20 protein-coding genes are annotated in these 24,528 nt (G+C 56.1%); 9 read left to right on the top strand and 11 right to left on the bottom strand.

Going from position 1 to position 24,528, the window contains the following annotated elements; translation table 11 throughout:
- The first annotated feature begins 81 nt into the window (after positions 1 to 81).
- Positions 82 to 1,143, top strand: coding sequence for a hypothetical protein (locus IDH45_RS20550; RefSeq protein ID WP_190930011.1), 1,062 nt, complete (start codon positions 82 to 84; stop codon positions 1,141 to 1,143).
- 8 nt (positions 1,144 to 1,151) lie between these two features.
- Here IDH45_RS20550 and IDH45_RS20545 read toward each other — a convergent pair whose 3' ends face one another.
- The 8 genes from IDH45_RS20545 to IDH45_RS20510 form a co-directional block, all read right to left on the bottom strand.
- Positions 1,152 to 1,988: a nucleotidyltransferase domain-containing protein gene (locus IDH45_RS20545; RefSeq protein ID WP_190930010.1), complete on the bottom strand. Its 837-nt coding sequence runs from the start codon at positions 1,986 to 1,988 to the stop codon at positions 1,152 to 1,154.
- A gap of 258 nt (positions 1,989 to 2,246) precedes the next feature.
- The gene (locus tag IDH45_RS20540; protein ID WP_190930009.1) at positions 2,247 to 2,807 is read right to left on the bottom strand and encodes a hypothetical protein; all 561 of its coding nucleotides are present in this window, start codon (positions 2,805 to 2,807) and stop codon (positions 2,247 to 2,249) included.
- A 119-nt stretch (positions 2,808 to 2,926) separates the two neighbouring features.
- Complete coding sequence (locus IDH45_RS20535; protein ID WP_190930008.1) at positions 2,927 to 3,805, bottom strand: aldo/keto reductase; 879 nt, start codon at positions 3,803 to 3,805, stop codon at positions 2,927 to 2,929.
- Between the two features lie 201 nt (positions 3,806 to 4,006).
- Entirely contained in the window at positions 4,007 to 5,413 is a 1,407-nt protein-coding gene (locus IDH45_RS20530) for a sulfatase-like hydrolase/transferase (protein ID WP_190930007.1), read from the bottom strand.
- A gap of 27 nt (positions 5,414 to 5,440) precedes the next feature.
- A complete protein-coding gene (locus IDH45_RS20525; protein WP_190930006.1) occupies positions 5,441 to 6,967 on the bottom strand; it encodes an extracellular solute-binding protein in 1,527 nt (508 codons plus the stop codon).
- A 30-nt stretch (positions 6,968 to 6,997) separates the two neighbouring features.
- Entirely contained in the window at positions 6,998 to 7,864 is an 867-nt protein-coding gene (locus IDH45_RS20520; protein WP_190930005.1) for a carbohydrate ABC transporter permease, read from the bottom strand.
- Between the two features lie 21 nt (positions 7,865 to 7,885).
- Entirely contained in the window at positions 7,886 to 8,839 is a 954-nt protein-coding gene (locus IDH45_RS20515; protein ID WP_190930004.1) for an ABC transporter permease, read from the bottom strand.
- Between the two features lie 162 nt (positions 8,840 to 9,001).
- Positions 9,002 to 11,326: a helix-turn-helix domain-containing protein gene (locus IDH45_RS20510; RefSeq protein ID WP_190930003.1), complete on the bottom strand. Its 2,325-nt coding sequence runs from the start codon at positions 11,324 to 11,326 to the stop codon at positions 9,002 to 9,004.
- 156 nt (positions 11,327 to 11,482) lie between these two features.
- Here IDH45_RS20510 and IDH45_RS20505 point away from each other — a divergent pair, with 156 nt between their 5' ends.
- The 4 genes from IDH45_RS20505 (at position 11,483) to IDH45_RS20490 (ending at position 16,521) form a co-directional block, all read left to right on the top strand.
- Positions 11,483 to 12,163, top strand: a complete 681-nt coding sequence (locus tag IDH45_RS20505) for a response regulator transcription factor (RefSeq protein ID WP_190930002.1) — start codon at positions 11,483 to 11,485, stop codon at positions 12,161 to 12,163.
- A complete protein-coding gene (locus IDH45_RS20500; RefSeq protein WP_190930001.1) occupies positions 12,160 to 13,521 on the top strand; it encodes a sensor histidine kinase in 1,362 nt (453 codons plus the stop codon). The genes IDH45_RS20505 and IDH45_RS20500 overlap by 4 nt, the downstream gene beginning before the upstream one ends.
- Before the next feature lie 108 nt (positions 13,522 to 13,629).
- Positions 13,630 to 15,873, top strand: a complete 2,244-nt coding sequence (locus IDH45_RS20495) for an MMPL family transporter (RefSeq protein WP_190930000.1) — start codon at positions 13,630 to 13,632, stop codon at positions 15,871 to 15,873.
- A gap of 186 nt (positions 15,874 to 16,059) precedes the next feature.
- Complete coding sequence (locus IDH45_RS20490) at positions 16,060 to 16,521, top strand: hypothetical protein (protein ID WP_190929999.1); 462 nt, start codon at positions 16,060 to 16,062, stop codon at positions 16,519 to 16,521.
- A 364-nt stretch (positions 16,522 to 16,885) separates the two neighbouring features.
- Here the strand turns inward: IDH45_RS20490 and IDH45_RS20485 are convergent, their stop codons facing one another.
- On the bottom strand, positions 16,886 to 17,275 hold the full coding sequence (locus tag IDH45_RS20485; RefSeq protein ID WP_190930101.1) for a potassium channel family protein: 390 nt from the start codon (positions 17,273 to 17,275) through the stop codon (positions 16,886 to 16,888).
- Between the two features lie 271 nt (positions 17,276 to 17,546).
- Here IDH45_RS20485 and IDH45_RS20480 point away from each other — a divergent pair, with 271 nt between their 5' ends.
- From IDH45_RS20480 to IDH45_RS20470, 3 genes are all read left to right on the top strand, one after another.
- A complete protein-coding gene (locus IDH45_RS20480) occupies positions 17,547 to 19,307 on the top strand; it encodes an ABC transporter ATP-binding protein (RefSeq protein WP_190929998.1) in 1,761 nt (586 codons plus the stop codon).
- Positions 19,300 to 21,030 (top strand): ATP-binding cassette domain-containing protein, encoded by a 1,731-nt coding sequence (locus IDH45_RS20475; RefSeq protein WP_190929997.1) that lies wholly within the window; start codon positions 19,300 to 19,302, stop codon positions 21,028 to 21,030. Before IDH45_RS20480 ends, IDH45_RS20475 begins: the two co-directional genes overlap by 8 nt.
- A gap of 103 nt (positions 21,031 to 21,133) precedes the next feature.
- Positions 21,134 to 22,015, top strand: a complete 882-nt coding sequence (locus tag IDH45_RS20470; RefSeq protein ID WP_190929996.1) for a C40 family peptidase — start codon at positions 21,134 to 21,136, stop codon at positions 22,013 to 22,015.
- 210 nt (positions 22,016 to 22,225) lie between these two features.
- On the opposite strand, the gene IDH45_RS20465 is transcribed toward IDH45_RS20470, so the two are convergent.
- Both IDH45_RS20465 and IDH45_RS20460 read right to left on the bottom strand, forming a co-directional pair.
- Positions 22,226 to 22,705, bottom strand: coding sequence for a YbaK/EbsC family protein (locus IDH45_RS20465; protein ID WP_190929995.1), 480 nt, complete (start codon positions 22,703 to 22,705; stop codon positions 22,226 to 22,228).
- A gap of 37 nt (positions 22,706 to 22,742) precedes the next feature.
- The gene (locus IDH45_RS20460) at positions 22,743 to 23,300 is read right to left on the bottom strand and encodes a helix-turn-helix domain-containing protein (RefSeq protein ID WP_190929994.1); all 558 of its coding nucleotides are present in this window, start codon (positions 23,298 to 23,300) and stop codon (positions 22,743 to 22,745) included.
- Between the two features lie 327 nt (positions 23,301 to 23,627).
- Between IDH45_RS20460 and IDH45_RS20455 the strand changes: the two genes are divergently transcribed.
- Positions 23,628 to 24,347 (top strand): FadR/GntR family transcriptional regulator, encoded by a 720-nt coding sequence (locus tag IDH45_RS20455; RefSeq protein ID WP_190929993.1) that lies wholly within the window; start codon positions 23,628 to 23,630, stop codon positions 24,345 to 24,347.
- The last annotated feature ends 181 nt before the right edge of the window (positions 24,348 to 24,528 follow it).

Genomic DNA, 24,528 nt, shown 5'->3' with positions numbered 1-24,528 from the left:
GTAGAAATAACGGGCGGACGCATATATGATGGACTTGATGAATAGTTAAAGGTGCGCTTACAGAAAGGATGGATCGATATCGTGAACGAATCGAGCGGGCCCTTGACCGGGCCAAGCGAGGCATCGCCGGAATCCGGCCGGCAGACGGATTTCGTCCAGCTGCTCCGGGACAACAGCGACAGCCCTGAAACGTTGTACGCCAAAATAACCGGAAATCGCCGGCTGGAGGTGCTTGTTCCGTACAAGGGAACAAGATGCGCCCACTACGACTTCGGCAAAAATCTTCACGACGACTTTATGCTGTTTCGCGGCGGAGCCGTCTCCGAGCTCGTAGTCAAGCCTTCCGGCCAGCCTGACGGAGCGCCGCATATCGATGCTGGCAAACGTTATGACGTGCTGAAGCCGTGGAGCAACAAGGAGTATGCCCTTAGCGTCTCGCCGGCCGGCTCCGGACATCCACACCAATGGCTGCCCGAGCATAACCGGACGGGAACCGTATTCGCCGTATCCCAGCACTTGTTTATCGACGACGAGGAAGTGACGGATTGGAGCGGGCAGACTGGCTTTCGCCCCGTACAATCGGTACGTCTCGTCCAGCGCATGATCGGCATTCACCCAGACGATCGTTCCCGCCCGATTGCGGAGATCGATTGTTCGCATACGGTCGACCGCCGCGGCGTGACCGTACGTTCTAAGATCATCTGGCTGTATCCGGTATCGATCGGGTCCGGGTACGGCATGATGGTTCCGATCGAAGGCTCGTTTGCTTATAAGCTCGTGACCAGCCTCGGCCGCGTCTATGACGCCACCGCGACGGACCGCAGCCGCACGAATCTGCTGGACGACGACCAGGCGGTCAGCTACGCATTCCTCCACCGGCCGGGCGCCGAAGACGGCAGATCGAATACGGTCGCGGCGATGACGATTCACGATATCAGCTCCACGCTGCGTTACGGCCAGGAAGGACGTCGGAGAAACAATCCGGTTGTCTGGCTGGAGCACCGGAACGAGCAGATCCAGAAGCTGTATCCGCAAGTGTTCGATCATTATACGGCACAAGCGGGAGATTTTTATGAAGCAGCAGGCGTTTATTTTGTCGGCGAATTGCCGGAATCACACCCTCTACTGATAAGACGAGATTAGCTTCCGGCCTATTCCGCAGGGAGCTCCTCGTACAGGCGGTTGCTCTCGGCATGTACGTACCGGAGCAGCTCCACCAGCTCGCGAAGCCTTTGCTGCTGAGATTCATACAAGCGCAGAGGCTCGCGGCGCTTGATCGCCAGAGCCTCGATGATCAGCCCTCGCCACTGAGCCGGAACGATTCGCAGACCGTATTCGCCCGCCCCCAGCTTGCTCGTAATGCCATGCTCCCGGATCGTGTACAACTGGCGCAGCATGCCGAGCACGCACCACTCGACCGCCTCGTCCATCATGTCCTGGACGAGACTGTCGCAGCACGACAAGTTCGGGTCGCCGAGGCGCTCCTCCAGCCGGCGTATCCACCCCAGCCAGTAACCGTTCATATTCCGGATGGCATAGTGGAGTAACGGCCCGATCGAAGCGTCGTATTCCAAGGCGGCGGCAGGACCGTATACGCAGAGACCGTAATGCTTCAGCGTGTACCAGGTGACCGGATTCAGATCGGCCCCGTGTCCGTCCGTATGCAGCGCCTTCTCGTAATACACGGTAAGCGGACGGATGACCGATGCCGGAAGTCCCAGCTGTTCCTGCTGCAGGTACGCTCCCATGAGATCGGTTTTCGGAAGCTCGGCTTCCACGTCCCGGTGGGCGTCTGCGATGCCCTGCTGCAATTCGGCCGTCAGCGGCTTCGTAACAATGGCGACGAAATCGATGTCGCTCGTTCCCTCCACATAAGCGTCCAGCGCAACAGAGCCGTATAAATAAACCGATTGAACCAATCCCGGCACACGGAGCTGAAGTGCGCGGGTCAGTTTGTTTATCGTAAGTTCGACAGTTGATGGCAGCATGGTTATACTCTCCTCCCAAGTTCGAAAGATCCCCGTTTCCTCCCCATTGTAGCAACCCTCCCGGCAATTCACCTACTGATAGATGAATGATAACAGGATCGCGTCATGAAGCGGAGGCAGGATCGTTGTCGACCGGAGAAGCGCGGCGAAGCTGCGGGCATGCGGAAACCCGCAGCCAAACGGCTGCGGGTACATGTTCCTGTCCTATAGAATCAGCTCGCCTGCGGGAATGAAGGCCGAACCTCCACCAGCCCGCACTCACTGGATTTCATCCACTTTGCCGTTCAACTCGCCTCCGGCGTAGTAGCTTAAAATCTTTTTCTTTTGCTCGTCGTAGTACACATAGGCGGAATACGCCGTCTTTTTCGTCCCCGGGTCCCAGGACACGAACAGCTGGGCCTTTACGTTTTTGTTTTTGATCCCGGCGAGATCCGGCATATCTTCCTTGGCATCGAACTTGTATCCCGTCTTCGGCTCGATATCGTATCTCCATACCTCGGCATCGTCCAAGGCGCTCGTAACTTTCGTGTATCGATCGCCTAGCAGCTTCGTCACCTGCTCCTTAGTCATCGGATCTTTCAGCTTCGTCTTCACAAGCTCCAGGTCGACAGCCGGGGTCTTGGGCTCGGACGTTTCCGGCTTGGCGGCATCAGGCTTCGACGCGTCCGGCTTCGGCGGCTCCGGCGTTTGGTTCGTATTCGTATTCGGCTTCTGCTCCTGCACCGCCGCATTACCCGACGTCTCCTGGGGCTTGCTTCCGCAGCCGCCCAGTACGATCATCGTACAAACAGCCAGCACAAACAGTTTCGTTTTTTTCAATCCGCTTCTCTCCTTTGTCGCATCGTTGTTGTCGTCGTCTATCGTATCATTGACGTAATAAACTGGCATTCCGTTACATGATCCTGTGAACAATCCCGGGTTCAACAGCCAATTTCCCTCTATACTCCGGAGTCTGCGTCACCAAACGGGCTGCTGTAGCCGGCAACCGCCCCGAGCCTTTCCATGACTTCCGCATCGCTGAGCGTTCCGTACCTTTCGACCGCGTCTACGATTAGAGGAAACAGCTCGATATCGCCCGCGCTGGCAAAACCGCCGATTCCAGGCTGCGCCAGCACGTAATGAACGCAAGCATCGATCGTATCCCGGCTCGCGAACGGCTCGTACCACGTTGCGAAGCTGCGCTCCTGCCCGTGTGCCCAAGGCCCTTTGGCGACCGCCTTGATGACGCGCAGCGAGGCGTCCTGCTTTGCCGTTTCAGCGGCCAGAGCGTCGAACGACTCCCGGTACTTCGGTAACGAGTACAAATAATAATTAAACGGAGTAAGCACGGTTTCAAACGGATACCGGCGCAGCGCCTCGAGATGGACGGCCGGCGCCTGGTGCCCGTGGCCCGTAATTCCGATATGGCGCACCAGCCCGTCCGCTTTGGCCTCCAGCGCGGCTTCCAGCGCGCCGCCCTCGCGCAGGCACAGCTCCAGCTCGTCCGGCGTGCCAACCGCATGCAGCTGCAGCAGATCGAGCCGATCCGTCCGCAGACGTTCGAGCGATTGATGAATCTCTTCTCTCGCTTCCTTTTTGCTGCGCTGCGTCGTTTTCGTTGCCAAAAAGATACGGTCGCGGATTTGCGCCATCCAAGGTCCGAGCCGAAGCTCGGAATCGCCGTAGCTGGCCGCCGTATCGATATGATTAACGCCGTGTTCGAGTGCATAAGCGATAGAGCGATCCGCCTCCAGTTGGGTAACCTGACCCAGCTTCGCGCCGCCGAACAGCAACACCGAGCTGTCGAAGCCGATCCGGCCCATTTTTCGTTTGAGCATCAACAACGCCTCCTCTGCCCCCACTATACTCCCTGTTCTCCTACTTGGGAAGAGCCTGCCTTCCTTCTATTCGGACTAAAGCAATCGCAGAAATTGTCGAAAAAGAATTATCCTGCAAACGCAAAAAGAGCTGTCCGCAGATCCATACGATCTGCCGGAACAGCTCTGGATGAATGATTCCGATTCCGGTAAGCGAACCGCTCAGCCTTCCTCCTGATAAGTCTTCCTGCCTTGTCCGTCCGGTCCGGCCAGTTCCAGCTGCCCGAAGCCGGTAACCGCCTCGCGCGAGCCGTCGCGGCGCGGGTCCGCATAGGTGACGAACCAGCGGTTAAGACGATCCAGCATCGCCCTGCGATGTTCCTCTGCTTCCGGCACGTCAATCAAATTGGTACGCTCCTCCGGGTCGGCCGCAATATGATACAGCTCATGCGGACCGTACGGATAACGGTGAACGTACTTCCATTCGCGCGTGCGCACCATCCGGACCGGACCGTACTCGTCGTAGATGACGATGTCGTCCCGGCCGCCGCCGCTCTCCTCGCCCAGCAGCTCCGGCAAGAAGCTGCGGCCCGGCAGCTTCTCCGCTTCCGGATGCGTGAACCCGCCTACATATTCGAGCAATGTCGGCATAAAGTCGTAGCCGCTGACCAGCTCGTCGCAGACGCGGCCTTGCGGGATGCGTCCCGGCTGGCTGAAGATGGCGGGTACCTTGACCGAATTGTCGAACATGTTAAACGGGAACGTGCCGTTTCCTTTGCCCCATATGCCATGATGCCCGCAATTAAAGCCGTTGTCGCTCATAAAGCAGACGAGCGTATCGCCGCGAACGCCCATCTCCTCCAGCTTGTCGAGAATCCGGCCGATATTCGCGTCCATGGCCGTCACGGCGGCGAAATACCCTTTCAGATTTTCCCGCTGGTTGTCCGACCACGGAGCCGTCCGGATCGACCACGGATGCTTGGGCTCCTGCGGGCAGCTGTCGAACGCGCAATCGTCGTACATCTCCACATATTCCCGGGGATGATTGTCGATCCACGGGCTGTGCGGGGCCGTATAATGCACGCTTAAGTAAAACGGTCCGCCGTCCCGCTGCGCGTCCAAAAAGGTCAGCGCGTCGTCGGTAATGACATCGGTTAAATAGCCCGGCTCCCGGATCAGCTCGCCGTCGCGGATCATCGGAGCGTTGTAATAAGCGCTGCCACCAGTCTGATGCACGTACCAGTGCGTAAACCCTTTTTGCGGCGTGCGGCTGTCGCCAAGATGCCATTTCCCGCTTAAGCCGCACGTATATCCGTCAGCGGCCAACAATTCCGTATAGGCGGTCTGTCCCGCCAAGTATTCGATCGGCCGCTCCCCCACATTGCCGCCTCGTATCCAGTCGTGCACGCCGTGCTGCGAAGGGATGCGCCCCGTCAGCAGGGAGGCCCGGGCCGGGGAACAGACCGGCGAGGTGCAGAAGAAACTCGAGAACCGGGTTCCTTCCGCGGCCAGACGATCCAGATGGGGCGTGCGGATCTCGCCGTTACCCGCGCATCCGAGAGCCCAAGGGCCCTGATCGTCGCTCAAAATAAATACGATGTTGGGTCGTTGTTGCGGATTGGAACCCATCGTGCCGACGCTCCTCTCGAACTGCAATCATTTTTTTTGCACCTGATACGCTTTATTGACCGCTTCCAGCACTTTGGCTCCGCCCTGGTCTCGCCACTTTTTGGACAATTCGGCGATCCCCGCGTCGACTTCCCGCTTGCCTGTAATCATCTCCAGATAATACTGGTTGAACAGCTCGCCCAGCACGCCGCCCATCTCGACTTCCTCCGGCGTCGTAACGTTGACGAGGTTCGGAACGATTCCCTTGGAGGCAACTTCCACCGACTGCTTGGCACGATCGGCCTGCGGCTCGGTCTGCGGCAAATAGTTGACCGTCAGCGGCCATACGACGCTGCCCCATGCCAGCGGATGAGACCAGCCGCTCGAAGAAAATCCGTCCTTCGCCCGTTCTTCCTCGTTGTAAGTGATGGTATCTCCCTGCTTCGTATAATGCACGCCCTCGAGGCCAAGCTGCAGCAGGTCGCGCCCTTCCTTGGACAGCATAAACTCGATAAATTTCGCCGCTTTTTCCGGATTTTTCGCCTGCTTCGTAACGGCCGTAAACAATCCGTTTTTCGGAGTGCTGATCATGCCCCGCTTGCCGTCCGGACCGGCCGGCGCCGGCATGTAGCCCAGCTTGCCCTGCGGATTGACCTTTTGCAGGCTCGACTCCAGCCGGTTCACGTGGCGGAACAGCGGCGCCGGCATAAATCCGACCTTGCCCTGGTAAAACTTTTGTTCCCGTTGCTGGTTGTCGTTGAGCAAAAACTCGGGATCGATCAGCTTTTCATTCCATAATTTCCGGATATACTCCACGCCTTGCTTAAACGCCGGATGCTCGAAGATCGGCACAACCTTGCCTGAACTGTCCGTCACCCAGTCGCCGTGCGGAAGCCCGTGCGCATACAAGATAAAATTAAAAGAGGTGTTAAACCCGGTGCTTTTGGTCGCCGTTAGCCCGTACGTGTCGGCTTTGCCGTTTTTGTCCGGATCGTTAAACGTGACCGCTTTCAAAGTCTGGTATAGCTCATCGAGCGTTTGCGGCGGCTTCAGCCCCAGCGTCTCCAGCCAGTCGGCCCGGTATGTCAGCGTCGTATTCGTCCGTTCGGTCTCGATAAACGGATATCCGTAGTAGATGCCGTTTACGGCGGTCCAGGCCAGATCTTTCTCCAGCTTGGCCTTAATCGTCGGCAACTGCGGCAGATAAGGGTTCAAAGGAACGAGCATCCCTTCGGCAATCCACTGGCTCAGCGACGCCGACGGATAATTAATCGTGACGATATCGGGCAAGTCTCCTGTAGCCATCGCGACATTAATTTTCTCAAAGCCGCTTTCCGGAACGACCTTCACTTCTAGATCGATGCCGAGCCGCTTGTTGATCTCCGCGATAATGCGGTCGCCGGGCTGAATCGCTTTGGCGGCCGTATCGCCGGGCGTCAGGAATACGATCTTGACCGGTGCCGACCCGTTGTCCGTCCCGGACGCCGATTCTTTGTCAGCGCTGCCGCAGCCGGCAGCCGTAACCGCCAGCGCCGCGCTAAGCGGCAATGCAAGCCATCTTTTCTTGTTACCCATAGAATAATCCCCCTTGTTTGAATTGTCCATTTATTCCTTGACTGCACCTAACGTAACGCCCTGCACGAAATAACGCTGGAAAAATGGATAAATCAGCATGACCGGAATGGCCGAGATCATGATGGTCGCCATCTTGATCGACGGGCCGAGCAGAAACGGGCTGTCCCCTCCGGACTGGAAGGACGCTTCGTTGTCGATCAGCATCGACCGCAGGAACAGCTGCAAGGGCCAAATATCTTTGTCCGTGACGTACATAATCGCCGTAAAAAACTCGTTCCATTTCGATACGGCGTAAAATAGCGACACCGTCGCGATGGCCGGCATCGACAGCGGGATAACGATTCGCAGCAAAATCCCGAAGTCGCTGCAGCCGTCGATTCTCGCGGACTCCTCCAGGCTTTCCGGAACGGATGCGAAGAAACTGCGCATAATAATGAGATTATAAGTCTGGATGGCGACCGGAATCATCATCGCCCACATCGAATTCAGCATGCCTACCTGCTTCACCGCCAGATAGGTCGGGATAATTCCGCCGCTGAACATCATCGTAAAAACGATGGCGAACATAATGTACCTGCCCCCCGGCAGCGACTTCTTCGAAAGCGCATAAGCCGCGAGCGTGGTAGCCGCCATGCTGATCGCCGTTCCGGCTACCGTGATGATGATGCTTACCCGATAAGACAGCCACAGCTGCTTCAGCCCGAGCAAATACGTATACGACTCGAACGTAACGGATTTCGGGTACAAATGCAGGCTGGACGACAAGCTTTCCTGAATCGGCGTAATCGAGACGATCAACGAATCCCAGAACGGGTATAACGTGATCAGCGCTAACAGAGTCAAAAAGATCGTGTTGGCCGCATCGAATAGTTTGCTGCCCAAATTGCCGCGAACCATGTTCCATTCCTCCTCCCTCCGTTAGTATATCCCCTGTTCGCCCATCATCCGGGCCAGCCGGTTCGCTACCACTAGCAATACAAAGTTGATCGCCGACTTGAATAGGCCGACTGCGGCCGCCAGACTGAATCGTCCTTCCGTTAAACCAATCCGGTATACGTACGTGTCGATAATATCCGAAGATTGATATACCCCGGGGTGATACAGGACGAAAATCTGCTCGAAGCCGGCTTCCATTAAATGTCCGATCCGCAAAATAAGCAGGATGACGATCGTGCTGCGGATGCAAGGCAAGGTAATGTGCCAGATGCGCTGCCACCGGTTCGCTCCGTCCATCAGAGCGGCTTCGTACAGTTGCGGATTGACTCCTGCAAGCGCTGCCATATAAATGATCGTGTTCCATCCGAATTCTTTCCAGATCATCGACCAGACGAGCGTGCTCCGGAAGTAGGTATCGTCGGTCAGAAACCCGACCGGTTCTCCCCCGAACGAGCGGATCGCATTGTTAACGACGCCCGAGTCAACGGACAGCAGATTAATCATCAGTCCGCCGAGAATGACCCACGAAATGAAGTGAGGCAAATAAATAACCGTCTGTACCGTCCGCTTGAACGCTATTTTTCTCACTTCATTCATCAAGACGGCAACGAACAGCGGCAGCGGGAATCCAAACGTAAGCCGGTACAAGCTGATAACGATCGTATTCCAAAATACCTGCCAAAACTTGTCCAGCGCGAACAACGCCTCGAAATGCTGAAAGCCTACCCAAGGGCTTCCGAGTATTCCTTTCGTAATGCTGAATTGCTTAAACGCTATCAGCGCTCCGTACATCGGGTAATAATGAAAGATTCCGTAATACACAACCGCGGGCAAAAGCATCAGGTACATATAACGGTTGGATACGATTCGCTTCCACAGCGCCCGGCTTCCGATCTGTCGCTTCGTCCCGTTTGTAGTTGCCGGAACATACGCCATAAACAAAAATCCCCCTTTCCTTTTGCTTGGTTGGTGTAGTTCGTGTAAGCACTTTCAGCATAAGGGAGCGGGGGAAACGCGCTCAAGATTCAATTGTTGTGAACGGTTACATCCGGTCGGAATCCGGCTTTTTGGGGCAGGTATCTTTTTTTCGGATTGGTATCAATCGGTGTGTCCGGGGCTGTCCAAACGGCCTAAAACCTCGCGATTCCGGTATTCCGTAGGGGTTAAGCCGCTCCACTTCTTAAACGCGCGGATGAGATTTTGCTTTTGCCCGAAACCGGTCGCTTCGGCGATCTCGATAATGTTCCGGTTCGATTCCTTGAGCATGCGGCAAGCTTCGCGGTAGCGGATCTCCGCCAAATAATCGATAAACGTCGAGCCGGTCACTTCCTTGAACAGCTTCGATAAATATTGGCTGTTCATATACACCATATCGGCCAGCATCTGCAGTCCCAGCGGCTCCCGGTAATGCTCCTGGATATAAGCGGCCAGCTTGTTGATCACTTCCGCGTTTTTGTTGCCGCGCTTATGCTCCAGCTCGCCGTCGATCGCATCCAGGACGCCGTCGAGCCAGAGCCGGATCTGCTCCAGCGTCTGCAGCTTGGCGAATTCCCGGTGCCACCGGTCCTCCTGCTCGAACGGCTCCTCGCTTCCCGCCAGCTCTATGCGGACGGCGACCAGAGCGTTGACGAGATAGGACAGGATCATGCTTTTGGAGGAGAAGCCGGACTGGCCGTCCTGCTCCAACTGGCGGATCATCTCGTCCTTCGCTTCGGCCGCCTGATCGGTCCGGCCAGACTTGAGATCGCCGATCAGCTTGTCCACCGTCTGCCGGTAGGCGATAAACCGGTTCCGGCTCGCCCGGTTCACCTGCATATCGTGAATCGACAAGATGCTCCCGATCCCCGCGATTCTCTCCTGCAGGAGCGCTTCGTTCGCCTCGTTATAAGAGAGAGCGATTTCCGAGAGTTGCTCGTACCGGCCTCCGATCCCGAACGTAACGGATATGCCTTCGAGCTGTTCCGCGACTTCGTTTTTGATCCGGAGCGCGAGCTCTTTCACGTTCTCGATCGCCGTCTCCTGCGAATCCGTGCCGGACGTGTTCAGAATCAACACGTCGCGTTTGTGAAACCGGCTGACATAAGCGCCTTTGCCGTAATGGCCGAGCGCTTCCTCGCATACGGCGCGGATATGGAAATGGATCATGTTGCGCACCTGCTCGTCGGAAGCGGTCAATATCGGATCGGGCATATGAACCCGCATCACCATCACAATAAATCCGTTAGGCTCCAGATCGAGACGGTAATAATCCATCTGCCCGTTCATCCCGTCGCTGTCCGTTACGTTGCCCGACAGCAGATTAAGCAGCAGATGATCGCGCACCACAAGCTCCTGTCCGCGAAATTTCGTCTTAAATTCATCGTTCTCGTGCTGCAGCCGGTTGATCGAGTCGCGGATAAATCCGAATTCGTCGCCGTATTTCGCTTTCGGAAGCGGCTTCTCCATATAAGCAAGCAGCGACTGCACCATGTTGCGCACCGGTTTGTAATGGCGTCTCGACACGTACACCATCAGCAAAACGCCGGCGGCCAGTCCGATCAGACTGATCAGCAGCGCGATGCGAATGACTTCGTGGGAGCGCTTGAACAACTCGCCGTACGGGTTAAGCGTGATATAGATCCAGCCGTTCGAAGGATTTCGCATAAACGAGACGAACATCTTCTCCCCGCCGATCTGTTCGATGAAATATCCTTCTTTCGCATCACGGATCTGATCGAGGTCCGCCTGGCCGAACGGCTCGAGAATCATGCTTTTGTCTTTGTACGACAGCACCTTTCCTTCCTCATTCAGAATCGCCACGTTGCCGAGCTTGCGGTTATTCGTATTCACGACCGCGTTGTACAGCACATCCTCCTTCAGGTTGATGAGCAGCACGCCTTTTTTCTCCGATTGATTCAGCGGCACGCTGAGCAGGAAGCTGATCACGTTCTCGTGCTCTCCCGAAGCTCCGGTTACGCTGGCCGCTTCCCACGCCCAAGTGCCCGGCCGGTCGATAAACCTTTCCAGAACCGGTCGGTAGGAGAAATCGACCCTGTCGGTAATCCCCGAGCTGGAGATCAGCTTCCCGTTAACCGAGCTGTATAAATAAATCGAATGCATATAGTTGGATGAGTTGATCCGGGTTGCAAACAAGTCGCTGGCGCTTTTCAGAAACCGGTACTCTTCCTCCAGGTTCCACGGCAGCCAGACCGATTTCACGACGTCCGGATTAAGCGCCAGCGATGTGGCGATCTGCTGTACCTCGCTAAGCGACTGGTCGACGATTTTACTCGTTTGCAGCAGCAGTTCGCCGTTGGCTCCGATAATTTCCTCCTTCAGCATGGCCGTCGTATACCGGTAGACGAGCGCCCCGATCAGACAGGTGATCAGAACGACCGCAACCGTTAAGTGCAGCAGTAAACGAATGTAGACGGACCGTTTCACCGGAAGCCCCCCTTGTGAATGATTGCGGTTACATTATAACACAGCATGTCCCTACTACTGAATGTAAGGACTTGGGAGCCCGCGATTTTTGCGGCAGCTTCCGGGTTGGGGTTATAATGGGGGTAGCGTAAAATAACCGGAAGGAATGGACTTCTAGTGAAGACGACGATCTTAATCGCGGACGACGATCCGCACATTCGCGAGCTGCTGCGTTTTTATTTACGCAAGGAGCTTTATGCGGTATTGGAGGCGGCGGACGGCGCCGAAGCGCTTCGCATTCTGGAATCCGAGCACGTTCAGCTGGCTGTCGTCGACGTGATGATGCCGGTGATGGACGGCTGGGAGCTGTGCCGCCATATCCGCGAATACGCCAACATTCCGATCATCATGCTGACGGCCAAAGGGGAAATTAACGACAAGGAAATTGCTTTTCGGGCCGGAACCGACGACTATCTCGTCAAACCTTTCGAGCCGAAAGAGCTGTTGTTTCGCATAAAAGCGCTGCTGAGGCGTTACCAGACCGTATCTTCGAAGCGGATTCGCATGCGCGATACGGTGATCGACCGGACCAGCTACGAGGTGCGTGTCGGAGGGGAAGCCGTCGCTTTGCCTCTCAAGGAGTTCGAACTGCTCGCCCAGCTCGCCGCCTTTCCGAATATGACCTTCACCCGCGAGCAACTGCTGGATGCGATCTGGGGGGCGGATTTCGACGGGGACAGCCGGACGATCGACGTTCATATCAAGCGGCTGAGGGAGCGGTTTCACGGCCGGACGGACGATTTTACGATTACGACGGTGCGCGGGCTCGGTTATAAACTCGAGGTACAGGACGAATGAAATCGTTATACTCGCGAATTGTAGTCACCTTCGTCCTGATCGCTCTGTTCAGCGGTGTCGTGGCGTTGTTCGGCGTCAATCTGTATTATCAACAAAGCTTGAAGGCGTATAACGAGCAAAAAATCGCCAACATCGCCAAAGAGATCCGTTCGCTGTACGGCCAGTTCGGCCCGATCGACCTGCACGCTTATTTCTCCGGGATCGCCAGCATGGGGTTCCAGCTGTACGCCGTAGACGAGGGGATGAAGGGGACGTTTTACGGCGCTCCCTTCAAGCACAGCGATATCGATCCTTCCGTCGTCCGCCGCGTTCAGTCCGGGGAAACGTATATCCCGACGAGCAAGTTCGTAACAGGTTTGTTCGAGAATACGATCCGGCACAGCGTAGGAATCCCGTTTCAGGCGTATGGTCGAACGTATGCTTTATTCGTGCGCCCCAATATGGAGCTGCAATTCGGAGAGGTCCGGACGCTCGCCGGGCTGTTGCTGGCCGGCACTTTTCTGCTGAGCCTGCTATTCATCTTCGTCTTTACCCGGTATATCGTCAAACCGGTCGAGAAACTGACCGAAGCTACGACCGCTATTGTACAAGGCCAGTACGATATGGAGCTCGACGTGTTGAGACGGGACGAGATCGGCAATCTCGCCCGCCACTTCTCCAGCATGGCCAAAACGTTGCAAAAGCTGGACGACATGCGGCAGGAGTTCGTATCCAGCGTCTCGCACGAGATCCAGTCGCCGCTCACCTCGATTCAAGGTTTCGCTCAAGCGGTGCGCACCGAACCTCTCACCTCCGAGGAGCGCGACCGTTACCTGGAAATTATCGAGGAGGAAAGCAGGCGGCTGTCATCGCTTGGCAAACAGCTGCTCACGCTCGCTTCGCTCGACAAGGAAGCGGATATCATCAAAAAATCGGCCTACCGGCTCGACGAGCAGCTCCGGCAAGTCGTCCTGCAGACGGAATGGCAGCGTCACGAGAAAGAAGTACTCGTCGAGCTGGACGCTCCCGAAATGATGATTACGGCTGACCGGCAGCTGCTCAATCAGGTTTGGCTTAATCTGCTTACGAACGGCATCAAATTTTCCGATCCCGGCCAGACGATCCGGATCAAGGTAACCGTGGGCACGGAGATTGCCGTTACGGTCAGCGACCAGGGCATCGGCATCCCGGCAGCGGAGCTGGGTCACATCTTCGAACGGTTCTACAAAGCCGACAAAGCGCGGAACCGGACCCGCTCCGGCAGCGGGCTCGGGTTGTCCATAGCCTTGAAAATCGTGCAGCTTCACGGCGGCGCGATCGAAGCGCGTAGCCGGCCGGGCGAAGGCGCCACCTTCGTCGTCCGGCTGCCTCATCTATAATCTTCTACCATTTCCCCATTTGTAATGCTCCATTCATCTCCTGTTCATATTCGGTCTTTACAATTTCGGTTGTGAGAACAAATACGACCAGGAGGTGGATTCTTCACGATGCTGCATGCACTCCAATCTCTGACTAGCTGGGCCGGCAGCCGCAAAGGCGCCAAAATCGTCCTGGCCATCTGGCTGATCGTCATCGTGCTGTTAAGCGGAATCGCGCCCGCCGCCAAAAAAGAAGCCGTGAGCGCAGGCGAAGGAAGCATACGCGGCGATACGCCGTCGGCCATCGCCTCCCAATTGCTGGACAAGCATTTCCCGTCCGACGACGGCTTGCCGGCGCTTATCGTGTTCCATCGCCCTGCAGGCATCGGCGAAGCGGAACGGGCGGTCATCTCCGCCATGAGCCAGTGGCTCTCCTCGCCGCAAAAGCCGGAGCATGCGGGAGGGGCCCTGCCGTTCCACGAACTCCCCCGGCCGGTGCAGGACAGTCTGATGTCCGACAATGGGACGACGCTGCTCTATCACCTCAGTCTGCGAAAAGGACTCGATTCCGCCGGGACGTACGAGACGATTGTGCAAATCCGGGAATGGCTGGATACGAACGGCTCCCCCGGGCTGCAAGCGGAAATTACCGGTCCGGCCGGCATCGCTTCCGATACGCTCGCCCTGTTCAAAAATGCGGATTTCGTGCTGCTGTTCGCGACGATCGGGCTGATTCTCGTTCTGCTGATCGTCATTTACCGTTCGCCGCTGCTCGCTCTAATTCCGCTCGTTATTGCAGGTCTCGTCTATCAGGTAGTAGACCGGACGATCGGTTTCGCCGGCAAGATGGACTGGTTCGTCGTCGACAGCCAGGCGCTCTCGATCATGCTGATTCTGTTGTTCGCCGTCTTGACCGACTACTGCCTGTTCGTCTTCTCGCGATATCGCGAAGAACTGCGCAAGCTCGGCAGTCAGTACGACGCGATGAGGGTGACGATGTCGCAGGTGGGCGAACCGATCTTGTTCAGCGGCGGCACCGTATTGATCGCGATGTTAACGTTGTTTGCCGCAGTCTTTAAGCCGTATCACAACTTCGCCCCGGTGTTCTCGATCGCCATGGTCGTTATCCTGTTGGCAGGCTTGACGCTGATTCCTGCCGTATTCGCCTTGGTCGGCCGCAAAGCGTTTTGGCCGTTCGTGCCGGTGCTCGAGCCGGAGCGGCCCGTTAAGCACAAGGACGGATTGTGGGCCAAAACCGGTTCGCTGGTCGTCAAACGTCCGGCGCTTATCGCATCGGCGCTGCTGATCGTGCTTACGGTGTTCTCCTTAAATGTCACAACTGTAAAGTATTCGTTTAATTTATTGAAGTCGTTCCCGGAGGAGCTGTCTTCCCGCCAAGGCTTCGAGCTGCTGGAGCAAAACTTCCCGAAAGGCAAGCTCGCTCCCGTAACCGTACTGCTCACATCGGAGAAGGAGATGGCGGTTGATGAGCCGTTCCTTCAACATATCCAAAAGCTCGGAGCCGCGATTCAAAACGTCGGGCACATCGACTCGGTTACTCCGGCTATTGTTCCCGGAATGGGAACACGGGATGCCCCGCTGCCACGAAACTTTGTTGCAGATGATCGCCACGCGATCAAGCTGCAAATGACACTTGCGGATAATCCTTACGATCCTGCGGCGTTGGACACGGTATCGGCTTTGCGGCAATCGTCGGCCGACCTGCTGCGCAGCAGCGGGTTGGATGATTCCAGCCACGAGCTGCACTTTGCCGGCCAGACCGCAGAGCAATTGGATGTGAGTATCATAAACCGGCGGGACACTGTCGTTACATTTGCGCTGATCGCCGTGCTGATCACGATGATGCTGATGTTCCAGACCCGCTCACTGCTGGCCCCGGTTATCATGATGGCTACGATTCTGATCTCGTATCTCGCGACGCTGGGACTCGGCTGGTTCGTCTTCCATACGCTGCTCGGCTACGAAGCGATCAGTTACCGGATTCCGGTGTATACGTTCGTTTTCCTGGTGGCATTGGGCGTCGATTACAACATTATGCTCATTTCCCGGATTCGCGAAGAAGCGACCAAACATCCGTGGAACGTTGCGGTACAAAGAGGCGTATCGCTTACGGGAAGCGTCATCTCGTCGGCCGGCATCATCCTGGCCGCTACGTTCGCCGTGCTGACGACGCAGCCGATGCAAGAACTGTTTTTGTTCGGATTCACGATGGCGATCGGGATCTTGCTCGATACGTTTCTCGTGCGCGGCGTCTTGCTGCCTTCCATCCTGACGCTCGTCGGAGGCAAGAGCGGCAGCCGGAAGACCGGACCGTCGTCCGCGATCGGCGATTCGAGAACGCCTGCCGGTTAAAAGAAAAGCTTCTAAACGACTAAACGAACATTTCCTATGATGAGCGGCTCTGCATAAGCGTATCTTTTCTTGCGAGCAGAGCCTCTCCGTTTGCTTATCGAAGCTTTGTCGAAGCAACGTTTTGAAATTTAATCGCGTTAGCAATCAATCTGTATTTATAAAAAATGAAGGTGAGGAATGATCCGTATGTTCGGAACAATGTTGTTTTTACATTTGACAGGTTTGATCCTCTGGTTCGGCGCGTTATTCGCCATCGTCGTCCTGCTCGCAATGGCACGGAGGCGCGACGTAGCCCATGAAGCCAGGGCGCTTGTTGGCAAAGCGGTGCGGCTGTTCGGCTGGCTGGCTCATCCAAGCTCCATCGTGGTGCTGGTCAGCGGCATTTTGATGATTATCGAGATGGACTTTGGCGATACGGCAAAACCTTTGTGGCTCACCTATATGGAACGCGGGGGAGGGACAATCATTCTGGCGGCAATCGTGCTAACCGCCCTGTTCGGCCGCAAGGCGGTCAAACGGCTGACCGTGCCGGAGAGCAGTGCGGCAGCCGCACCGCGTGCAGGCGCAGCTTTGCCGGCGGTAACGGTATTTACCGTATTGATGCTGGCGATCTTGTCCGTGGTTCTCGTGGTCAGTCTGCGGCTGTAACGTTGCAGGGTGGAGTATAATTTGTAGTGTAATTTGGTTCCCACCACTAGTAGCAGGACAGAAAGCCGAACGGCCGCGATAATCAACTTGCGGCACTAGCTGACTCGACAAGTAAGGGGGCCTTTTACCCGCTTTACGGGGAAGAGCATGAACGTTCTCTTTGTTCTCCGCCCACTTCGGAATTGCTGCCTAGTAAGCGATGGAATCGGAGCCTACTGCTGCGGCTCGATCTCTTTAAGAAAAACCGTCCGGACAATGTGAATCCGGGCGGTTCTTTGAGTTTCGTATATGCATCAATACGATACGGTTCGGTTCGCTGCCGTTCGCGCTTCTTCAATCAGTCATTCCAGCGGAGGTCGGCAGCTCATTCGTCCGAGTTAGACCGTTTTCGTCTGGCTTTATGGAGGAACACCTTGGTTGCGTCCCTCTTCTCTTCATTCTGGAACATGATCGCGTAAGCGAGATGGGCGATGAGCGCCAGAAACAGTCCGGTCCCTACGACGATATACACCATCGTAAAGATTTTACCTAAATCCGACTGGGGTACGAAGGTGGGATGGCCGACCGTACTTAGCGTCGCTACGCAAAAAAATAAAGCGTCCAAAACGGATAGGTTTTCTTCGGCGGTATAAAAGATCGTCCCGGACAGCAGCATGAGCAGGATCAGTACAAAAATAACCCGGAAATTGTCCTGTTTAAATGCGCGGATCACTCCGCTCAGAAGTCTTTTGACGGTAAGCAGAAACGAAAGCATGGCGGCGGTCCTCTTTCCGTGATCGGTATGAGACTGAATCTTCGCAGCCGTCGAGACCGGCTGACCACCGACCGGCCCGATCCGCTCGCAAACATAGAAAAAACCCACATTCATTGTGGGTTGTCGCATTTTAGACATATCTTAACACAAGCAGGGTGTCCTCGACATCCATAATAATAGTATAACGAAAAGATATTTATAAGTCTATACTTTTCCCTATTTTTCCTTTACTTTTTTGGGTGTGACAGTTTATCCGCCCAAGGAGGTCCCCATGACGGCACCGCCATACCGAAGCCGTGTCCGGTTTTTGCTGGAACGGTTGTCCCCTCACCGAACGCGTATTTTTCTACTTTTCGCCTTAATCTGCACAGGCATCGTGATCCACATGTACAGCCCCCGGTACATCGGACTTTTTATCGACCGCGCTGCTGCGGGCGCCGAATCGTCCTTGCTATTCGTCACCGCCTTGCTGTTCCTGACGCTGACGATGAGTCGACAGCTGCTTGTAATTGTCGTTCAGTCGCTCACCTCCGATCTCCACTGGAAAGTGACGAACCGGCTGCGGCTTGATCTGACCCGGGCATGCTTGAGACGCGAGCTGGCCTTTTACCATGCACACACACCGGGCGAGCTGGTCGAACGGATCGATGGTGATGTCGGCAGACTCGGCAACTTTTTGTCCGCCTTTCTCTTGAAGGTGATCGGCAATCATCTCCTGATCGCCGGCATTGTCGCCGCGATTTTTTTCCTCCATCCGCTTCTCGGCTGGGTTGGTTTACTCTGCTCTACGGCAGCGCTGCTCATCTTGCACCGGATGGGAAGTTACGGAACCGCCACTGTAAAAAGCTATATGGCCCAATCCGCCAGCCTGCTCGGGCTCCTGGACGAAACTCTCTCGGGGCGGGAAGACATCCGCGCGCTGAACGGCTCCTCCTACGCCTTCTCCGTCTACTACCGGGGCTTAAGACGGCTGTATCCGGTACGCAAACAAACGGGAAAAACGTTGGCCGTCGTTCTTAATACCGGCGACATTACGCTGGCTTCCGTCATGGCCGCCATGCTCCTGGCGATGGGGCTGCTCTCGGTTCACGGCAGCGGACTGAGTCTGGGTACGATGTTTCAAGTGTATTACTACATGACGCTGCTGCTCGTCCCTCTGCGCAATATCGTCGGGGAAATGTCGGACTTGCAGCAGGCCGGCGCTTCGGCAGATCGCGTCAGGGAGCTTTTGGCTGATGCGGACAACGCTGATTCGAAGCAGAGCGGCCGTTCTTTCCGTTGGAACGGCGATGACGGCATCCCGGTGAGCTTCGATAACGTCTCGTTCGGATACGACGGGACCGATCCGGTTTTGCGGGGAGTCAGCTTCCATATTCCCGCAGGGCGGTCGCTCGGGGTCGTCGGGAAAAGCGGAAGCGGCAAAACGACGGTCGCGAGACTTTTATTCCGGATGTGTGATGCGCAGCACGGATCGGTCGCGCTCGGCGGGACGGATGTACGGACGCTGGACAAGGACAGCTTGCGAGCGGCGATCGCCTACGTTCCCCAACACGTCGAGCTGTTCGAAGGAACGCTGCGTGACAATATCACCCTGTTTGATTCCGGCGTATCCGATCAGCGGGTTATGGAGGCGATCGCGCTGCTGCGGCTGGACGATTGGCTGAAGGCGGTTCCCGGCGGTCTCGATCGGCTGATCGAACGGGACGGAAGCAATCTTTCCGCAGGCGAAGCGCAGCTCCTTGCTATGGCCAGAGCGTTTCTGAGAAGCCCGGGGCTCGTTATTCTCGACGAAGCGACGTCCCTCCTAGATTCCGCCACAGAGCGGACAATCGGGAACGCGATTAACGCGCTGACCCGGTCACGCACATCCATTATTATCGCCCACCGGGTGCAAGCCGTCGAGAACACGGACTATGTGCTGCTGCTGCGGGACGGCCAAGCGGTCGAATTCGGGGAAACCGCGTTGCTCGCACGTTATCCGTCTTCGGAGTATGCCAAATGGCGAAGGGAAGCAGGTGCCGGCGATGCGTAACGTATGGACGGTTTTGAAAAACATTTTTTGGTACTATCCGTTTCATTATTCCGCAGTTACCGTTCTCCGCATAGTCGGCTTCGCCGGACTGGGGGTGCTGTCCGGGATGTTGATCAAACGTTTTTTCGATCAGGCGGCAAGCGCTTCGGGTCTAACGGAGGCGCAATTGTACGGAATCGTGGCGCTGCTGATTGTCGTCCCGCTCGTTCAGGCATTCGCCTATTCGGTCGATCTGGCGCTGAGCTACGGCTGGACGGAAATTATACGCGCCGTCTTCCGGCGAAACATGTACCGGCACGTGCTGGAGCAGCCGGGCGCGGCGGCGTTGCCCGTTAGCCACGGAACCTTGATGAATATGCTGCGGACCGACGTGGCGATGCCCGAATCGCTGATGTGGCAATTTCCGTATCTGCTCGGTTATTCGCTCTTCGCTCTGATCGGTTTCGTCACCTTGAGCCTGATCGACTGGACGGCGACGCTTGCCTTGTTCGCTCCCCTTCTGCTCGCCCTGCTTGCGGTCCGGCTGCTGAAGCCGCGCATTGCTGTTTATTTCGAACGGCAGCAGAGCGCTACGGACCTGTATCTCGGACAGTTGACGGACATTTTCCGCCACCATCAGGCGATCCGCATCAACAACGCCGACGGCGCTTTATTGGACAGACTCGGCAAGCTGGGAAAAGAGCGCGCGGCGGCAGGCAAGCGGAACGCGGTATTTACGGTTGTGATGGAATCGGTGCTGGATAACATCGTGAACGTAGGCATGGCCCTATTCCTTCTGCTGATCGGGTATACGATGGAACAAGCGGGCTTCACGGTCGGCGGATTTACGCTGTATGTTTACTTTCTGGGTTATGTCGCCCAGATGATCCGGCTGTACGGGACGGTTACGTCCGGACTGCGCACAACGGAAGTTTCGCTCGGACGGATCGGCCGCCTGCTCGGAGACGGCAGCGTACAGACGTTAACGCGGTACGACACGCTTTATTTGGACCGGGAACCTCCGGTTTTCCAGCTTCAGACGCTGCCGCCCCGCCGACTTGATCTGGTTGAAGTGCGCCGGATCGGCTACAGCTATCCCGGCACGGATCAAGGAATCCGGGATATAACGTTCCGTCTGCCCCGCGGATCGTTTACGGTCGTGACGGGACCGGTGGGTTCGGGCAAAACAACACTGCTGCGGACGATGCTCGGACTTCTCCCGAAAACGGCGGGAGAGCTGAGCTGGAACGGGGAACGGATCGCTGATCCGGCAAGCTTTATGGTTCCGTCGGCAGCCGCTTACGTGCCCCAGATGCCCGCGCTGTTCAGTGGTTCGGTGAGGGACAATATCCGGCTCGGCTATCCCGATTCGGATATGCGGTTGGACGACGCGGTAAGAACGGCTGTACTGGAGGACGACTTGGCTCGTTGTCCGCGCGGGGTGGATACGCTGCTCGGCGCGTCCGGCTTGACGTTGTCGGGTGGCCAGCGGCAGCGTGTCGCGATCGCCCGGATGGCTTACCGCCAAGCGGAGCTGTGGGTGCTCGACGATAGTTCCAGCGCGCTGGATGCGGAGACGGAGAACTTGCTGTGGGAGCGGATCGACGCGATCCGGCAAGCACGCGGAATCACCTGCCTCGTGGTGAGCGCGAAGCCGTATGCGCTGCGGTATGCCGATCAAATCATCGCTTTAACCGGAGGCCGGATTGACCCGGCATTATCCCGGTTTCTGGGGGACGCTTAACCGCCGATCGGATGAAAGAATGGGACAGATTTACTTACATGCTATATTTTCAACAATGAAAAGTATTCCTATCAAGGCTACAATTGCTTCAGGAGGAGATGACATGAAAAAGAAGATTATCAGTATGGTTTCTATCGCAGCACTGTCCCTTACGATTTCCACAAGCGCCTTCGCCTCATCCGGCACGGTAGAACGTTCGGTAAACTTCCGATCGGCACCATCCACCGGCAGCAGTGTCTATCAATTGATTAGCAAAGGCTCTACCGTCGATATTTTGGAAAAGGTAAACTCGTACTGGCTGAAAGTTTCCTATAACGGAAAAGTCGGATACGTATCGACCGATTACATAAGCGGTTCTACAGCACCATCCACCGGCAGCGGCACTGTTACCAAATCGGCCAATTTCCGGTCGGCGCCGTCCACAGACAGCTCCGTGTACAGGCTGCTGAAAACCGGAACGACCTTTCAGGTGCTAAGCAAAGTCAATAATTACTGGTTACATATTTCCGTAGGCGGACAACAAGGATACATATCGACAGACTACGTTTCATACAACGGCGGATCGACAAAGCCGCCGACCACCCAGCCGCCTACCGTACCTTCATCGGCCAAAGCCGACCGGATTATCGCCCATGCCAAATCGCTGATCGGCAAAGTGCGGTATGAGTTCGGCGCTAACCGGGCTCCATCGGTGCTGGACTGCTCGTCTTTCACGAAATACGTGTTCGGTCTGGAAGGCGTATCGATGAAATGGGGAACGCGATTCCAGAAAGATGACGGTGCCGCCGTATCCAAGAGCAATCTGCAGAAGGGCGATCTGGTCTTTTTCTGGACAAGCAAGGCCGGAACGATCAACCACGTCGGCATCTATATGGGTAACGGACAGTTCATCCACAACAGCCCTTCCTTTAACGGCGTCGGAATCTCTTCGCTGGAATCGGGGTATTGGGCCAATCATTACATAAGCGCTCGCCGCGTACTGTAACGGACTTATAGGATTCGAATACTAGCGATATGACGAACGCCCGGTTTGGCTTTACGGCCATGATCGGGCGTTTGTTATGGATTTTCGGCCTTAAAGCGAGCCGGGACATTCTGAACCCGGATAAGCTGCCTCTTAGGTAGACAAGGGTCATTCCCCCTTGGAAATGCTTCGTATAGAAGCTTTTCTTATCCGATGGGCAGACAGCCCGTCTTAACAGATCCGGGTCACTTGACCGCCGGTCATCGCGGCCAGTTCATCCGGCTTCAGCTCGAACACCGCTTTCGGATGTCCCGCCGCCGCCCAGACCGTGTCGAACCGGAATAAATCTTCATCGATCAACGTCACGATTTCTTGAAGATGGCCGATCGGGGCAACCCCGCCGATTACAAATCCTGTACGTTCACGCACATAGTCCGCATCCGCCTTCAGCAGCTTGTCGTTCAGCAATCCGGATAGAAGTTTCTCATTCACCCGGTTCACTCCGCTTGCGACGACCAGCAAGGGCTTGTCCGAGTTCCGTAGCCGGAAAATAATCGATTTGGCGATTTGCGCCACGCCGCAGCCGATCGCATCCGCCGCTTCCTGGGCGGTACGCGCGCTGTCCGGCAGCTCCACGACCTGGCGGGCATACCCCATCTCCGTTAACAGGTTCTGCACCCGTTGCGCGCTCTCTTTCAGCAAAATGGTCATAGCCAGTCCCTCCACTCTCTTCTCCGTTAATCTGTTTCTATAAATCGGAATAATGCATAACCACATGCAGCACGACGTCCGCCTCGGAATCGTTGATGTAGCTGTGCCGCACATTCCCTGCAAAACGGATCGCCTGTCCTTCCCGCAGCGTATACGGTTCCTCCTGGACTTCCATCCGGAACACGCCCGAGACAATCGTAATATACTCCTGAACGCCGTCGTTATGAGGAGGCGACGTGTAACGTCCGCCTGGACTTATCGTAATCGTGAACGTTTCGATCCGGGTTTGCGGGTCGAACGGAAACAGCATATACACACGGCATCGTCCGTCATCCTCCGTGACATCCGGAACTTCCTTCCTCGTCGCGATCGTTACGGCTGCCTCCTCCTCCTTAAGCAAAGCGGAGAACGAGACGTTCAGTCCTGTCGCAATTTTCCATACGGTCGTCACGGTGGGCTGCAGCTCTCCCCGCTCGATCTGGTGCAGCGTCCCCTTGCTTACGTTCGTCAGGTTCGCCATCTTGTCCAGGCTTAATCCCCTCATCTTGCGGATGCGCTGCAAGTTATGGCCGATCCGGACGTGAATGGAGTCCATCGGAGAGCATCCCTCCTTTTTGTGTACTATACTATACAAATATAACTTTGTACGATACATTTTCAAGTGGAAAGTTGGTTATAAGGGAATGTTACCGGGGAGCGGGAACGTACCTGTGCCTGCGGTTAACTTGAGTTAACCCGGTCGTCGTCGCATAAACGAACCGGGTCAGGTCGAAATGAATACTTGGCGCGGTTGAATGGGCAAGATCCAGTCGTCCAAGACAGAGCGTGCAGCAATGGAAAGCAAGACGCCGGGCCGTACTTTTCCCATACCGTATTCTCCTGTGCTACAATAGAATAATATTTTTCCGATGGAGGCTCAGGGATGGAAGTGACGCGTATTGCCGCAAATAAAATATACGAACAAATCGCCGAGCAGATTAAGCAGCAGATCGTCGGCGGGAAACTGCCGCCCGGCCATAAGCTGCCTTCCACCCGGGAGCTGACGGAACGGTACCAGGTCGGCCGTTCGACGATGCGCGAAGCGCTAAGCATGCTGAAGGCGATGGGACTGATCGAGATTCGCCAAGGCGAAGGCTGCTACGTTCGCAGCATCGAGGACATCGAGATGGAGGTCCCCCGGTTCGAGTTTTTGTTCACGAGCCTGGAAGCGGTCGCCGAGCTGCTCGAGGCGCGCATCTCCCTGGAGGTCGCCAACGCGGGCCTGGCCGCTGCGAAGCGGACGGACGAGGATCTGGCCGCCTTGCAGAACGTCTTGTCCGACATGGACAGCGAGCTCGGAACGGAAGCGGTCGGGGAAAAGCAGGACATGCGGTTTCACCTGACGCTGGCGAAAGCGACGCATAATTCCGTCATGGTTAAGTTGCTGGAGACGATCTCTGCACAGGTGGAGCTGACGATCCGGGAGACCCGGCGCGTCAGGCTGTACGCGAACAAAGCGATCGCAAGCCAGCTGTGGCACGAGCATAAGGCGATATTCGATGCAGTAGCGGCGCGCGAGGTCGAGCGGGCGCAGGCCGAGATGCGCCGCCATCTGAACCACGTCGAAGACGAGCTGATGAAATCGATACAGCGGAAGAGCTGAACGGGCGAAGGATCTTGCGGTTTCTGGTGGTGGTAACGACTAGTCAACAAGGAAAGAATCAACAATTTACCAAAGACAGCGGAGTTGAGCACGGGTCTGTAAAATGAAAGGTGGAACCTTTGAAATGAATCAAAATGGGACATACTATGTTCAAACAGACCATTTCGGAGGGAAAACCAAT

This window comes from Paenibacillus oceani (assembly GCF_014705615.1).
GTDB lineage: Bacteria > Bacillota > Bacilli > Paenibacillales > NBRC-103111 > Paenibacillus_AB > Paenibacillus_AB oceani.
The sequence above is the reverse complement of the archived record's forward strand: the minus strand, read 5'-3'. Positions and strand labels throughout refer to the sequence as shown.

Coding starts and splice junctions, on each gene's coding strand:
- IDH45_RS20545 (WP_190930010.1), bottom strand. CDS start 1,988: ATGCTGCCATCAACTGTCGAACTTACGATAAACAAACTGACCCGCGCA.
- IDH45_RS20535 (WP_190930008.1), bottom strand. CDS start 3,805: ATGCTCAAACGAAAAATGGGCCGGATCGGCTTCGACAGCTCGGTGTTG.
- IDH45_RS20530 (WP_190930007.1), bottom strand. CDS start 5,413: ATGGGTTCCAATCCGCAACAACGACCCAACATCGTATTTATTTTGAGC.
- IDH45_RS20525 (WP_190930006.1), bottom strand. CDS start 6,967: ATGGGTAACAAGAAAAGATGGCTTGCATTGCCGCTTAGCGCGGCGCTG.
- IDH45_RS20520 (WP_190930005.1), bottom strand. CDS start 7,864: ATGGTTCGCGGCAATTTGGGCAGCAAACTATTCGATGCGGCCAACACG.
- IDH45_RS20515 (WP_190930004.1), bottom strand. CDS start 8,839: ATGGCGTATGTTCCGGCAACTACAAACGGGACGAAGCGACAGATCGGA.
- IDH45_RS20500 (WP_190930001.1), top strand. CDS start 12,160: ATGAAATCGTTATACTCGCGAATTGTAGTCACCTTCGTCCTGATCGCT.
- IDH45_RS20495 (WP_190930000.1), top strand. CDS start 13,630: ATGCTGCATGCACTCCAATCTCTGACTAGCTGGGCCGGCAGCCGCAAA.
- IDH45_RS20490 (WP_190929999.1), top strand. CDS start 16,060: ATGTTCGGAACAATGTTGTTTTTACATTTGACAGGTTTGATCCTCTGG.
- IDH45_RS20485 (WP_190930101.1), bottom strand. CDS start 17,275: ATGCTTTCGTTTCTGCTTACCGTCAAAAGACTTCTGAGCGGAGTGATC.
- IDH45_RS20480 (WP_190929998.1), top strand. CDS start 17,547: ATGACGGCACCGCCATACCGAAGCCGTGTCCGGTTTTTGCTGGAACGG.
- IDH45_RS20475 (WP_190929997.1), top strand. CDS start 19,300: ATGCGTAACGTATGGACGGTTTTGAAAAACATTTTTTGGTACTATCCG.
- IDH45_RS20470 (WP_190929996.1), top strand. CDS start 21,134: ATGAAAAAGAAGATTATCAGTATGGTTTCTATCGCAGCACTGTCCCTT.
- IDH45_RS20465 (WP_190929995.1), bottom strand. CDS start 22,705: ATGACCATTTTGCTGAAAGAGAGCGCGCAACGGGTGCAGAACCTGTTA.
- IDH45_RS20460 (WP_190929994.1), bottom strand. CDS start 23,300: ATGGACTCCATTCACGTCCGGATCGGCCATAACTTGCAGCGCATCCGC.
- IDH45_RS20455 (WP_190929993.1), top strand. CDS start 23,628: ATGGAAGTGACGCGTATTGCCGCAAATAAAATATACGAACAAATCGCC.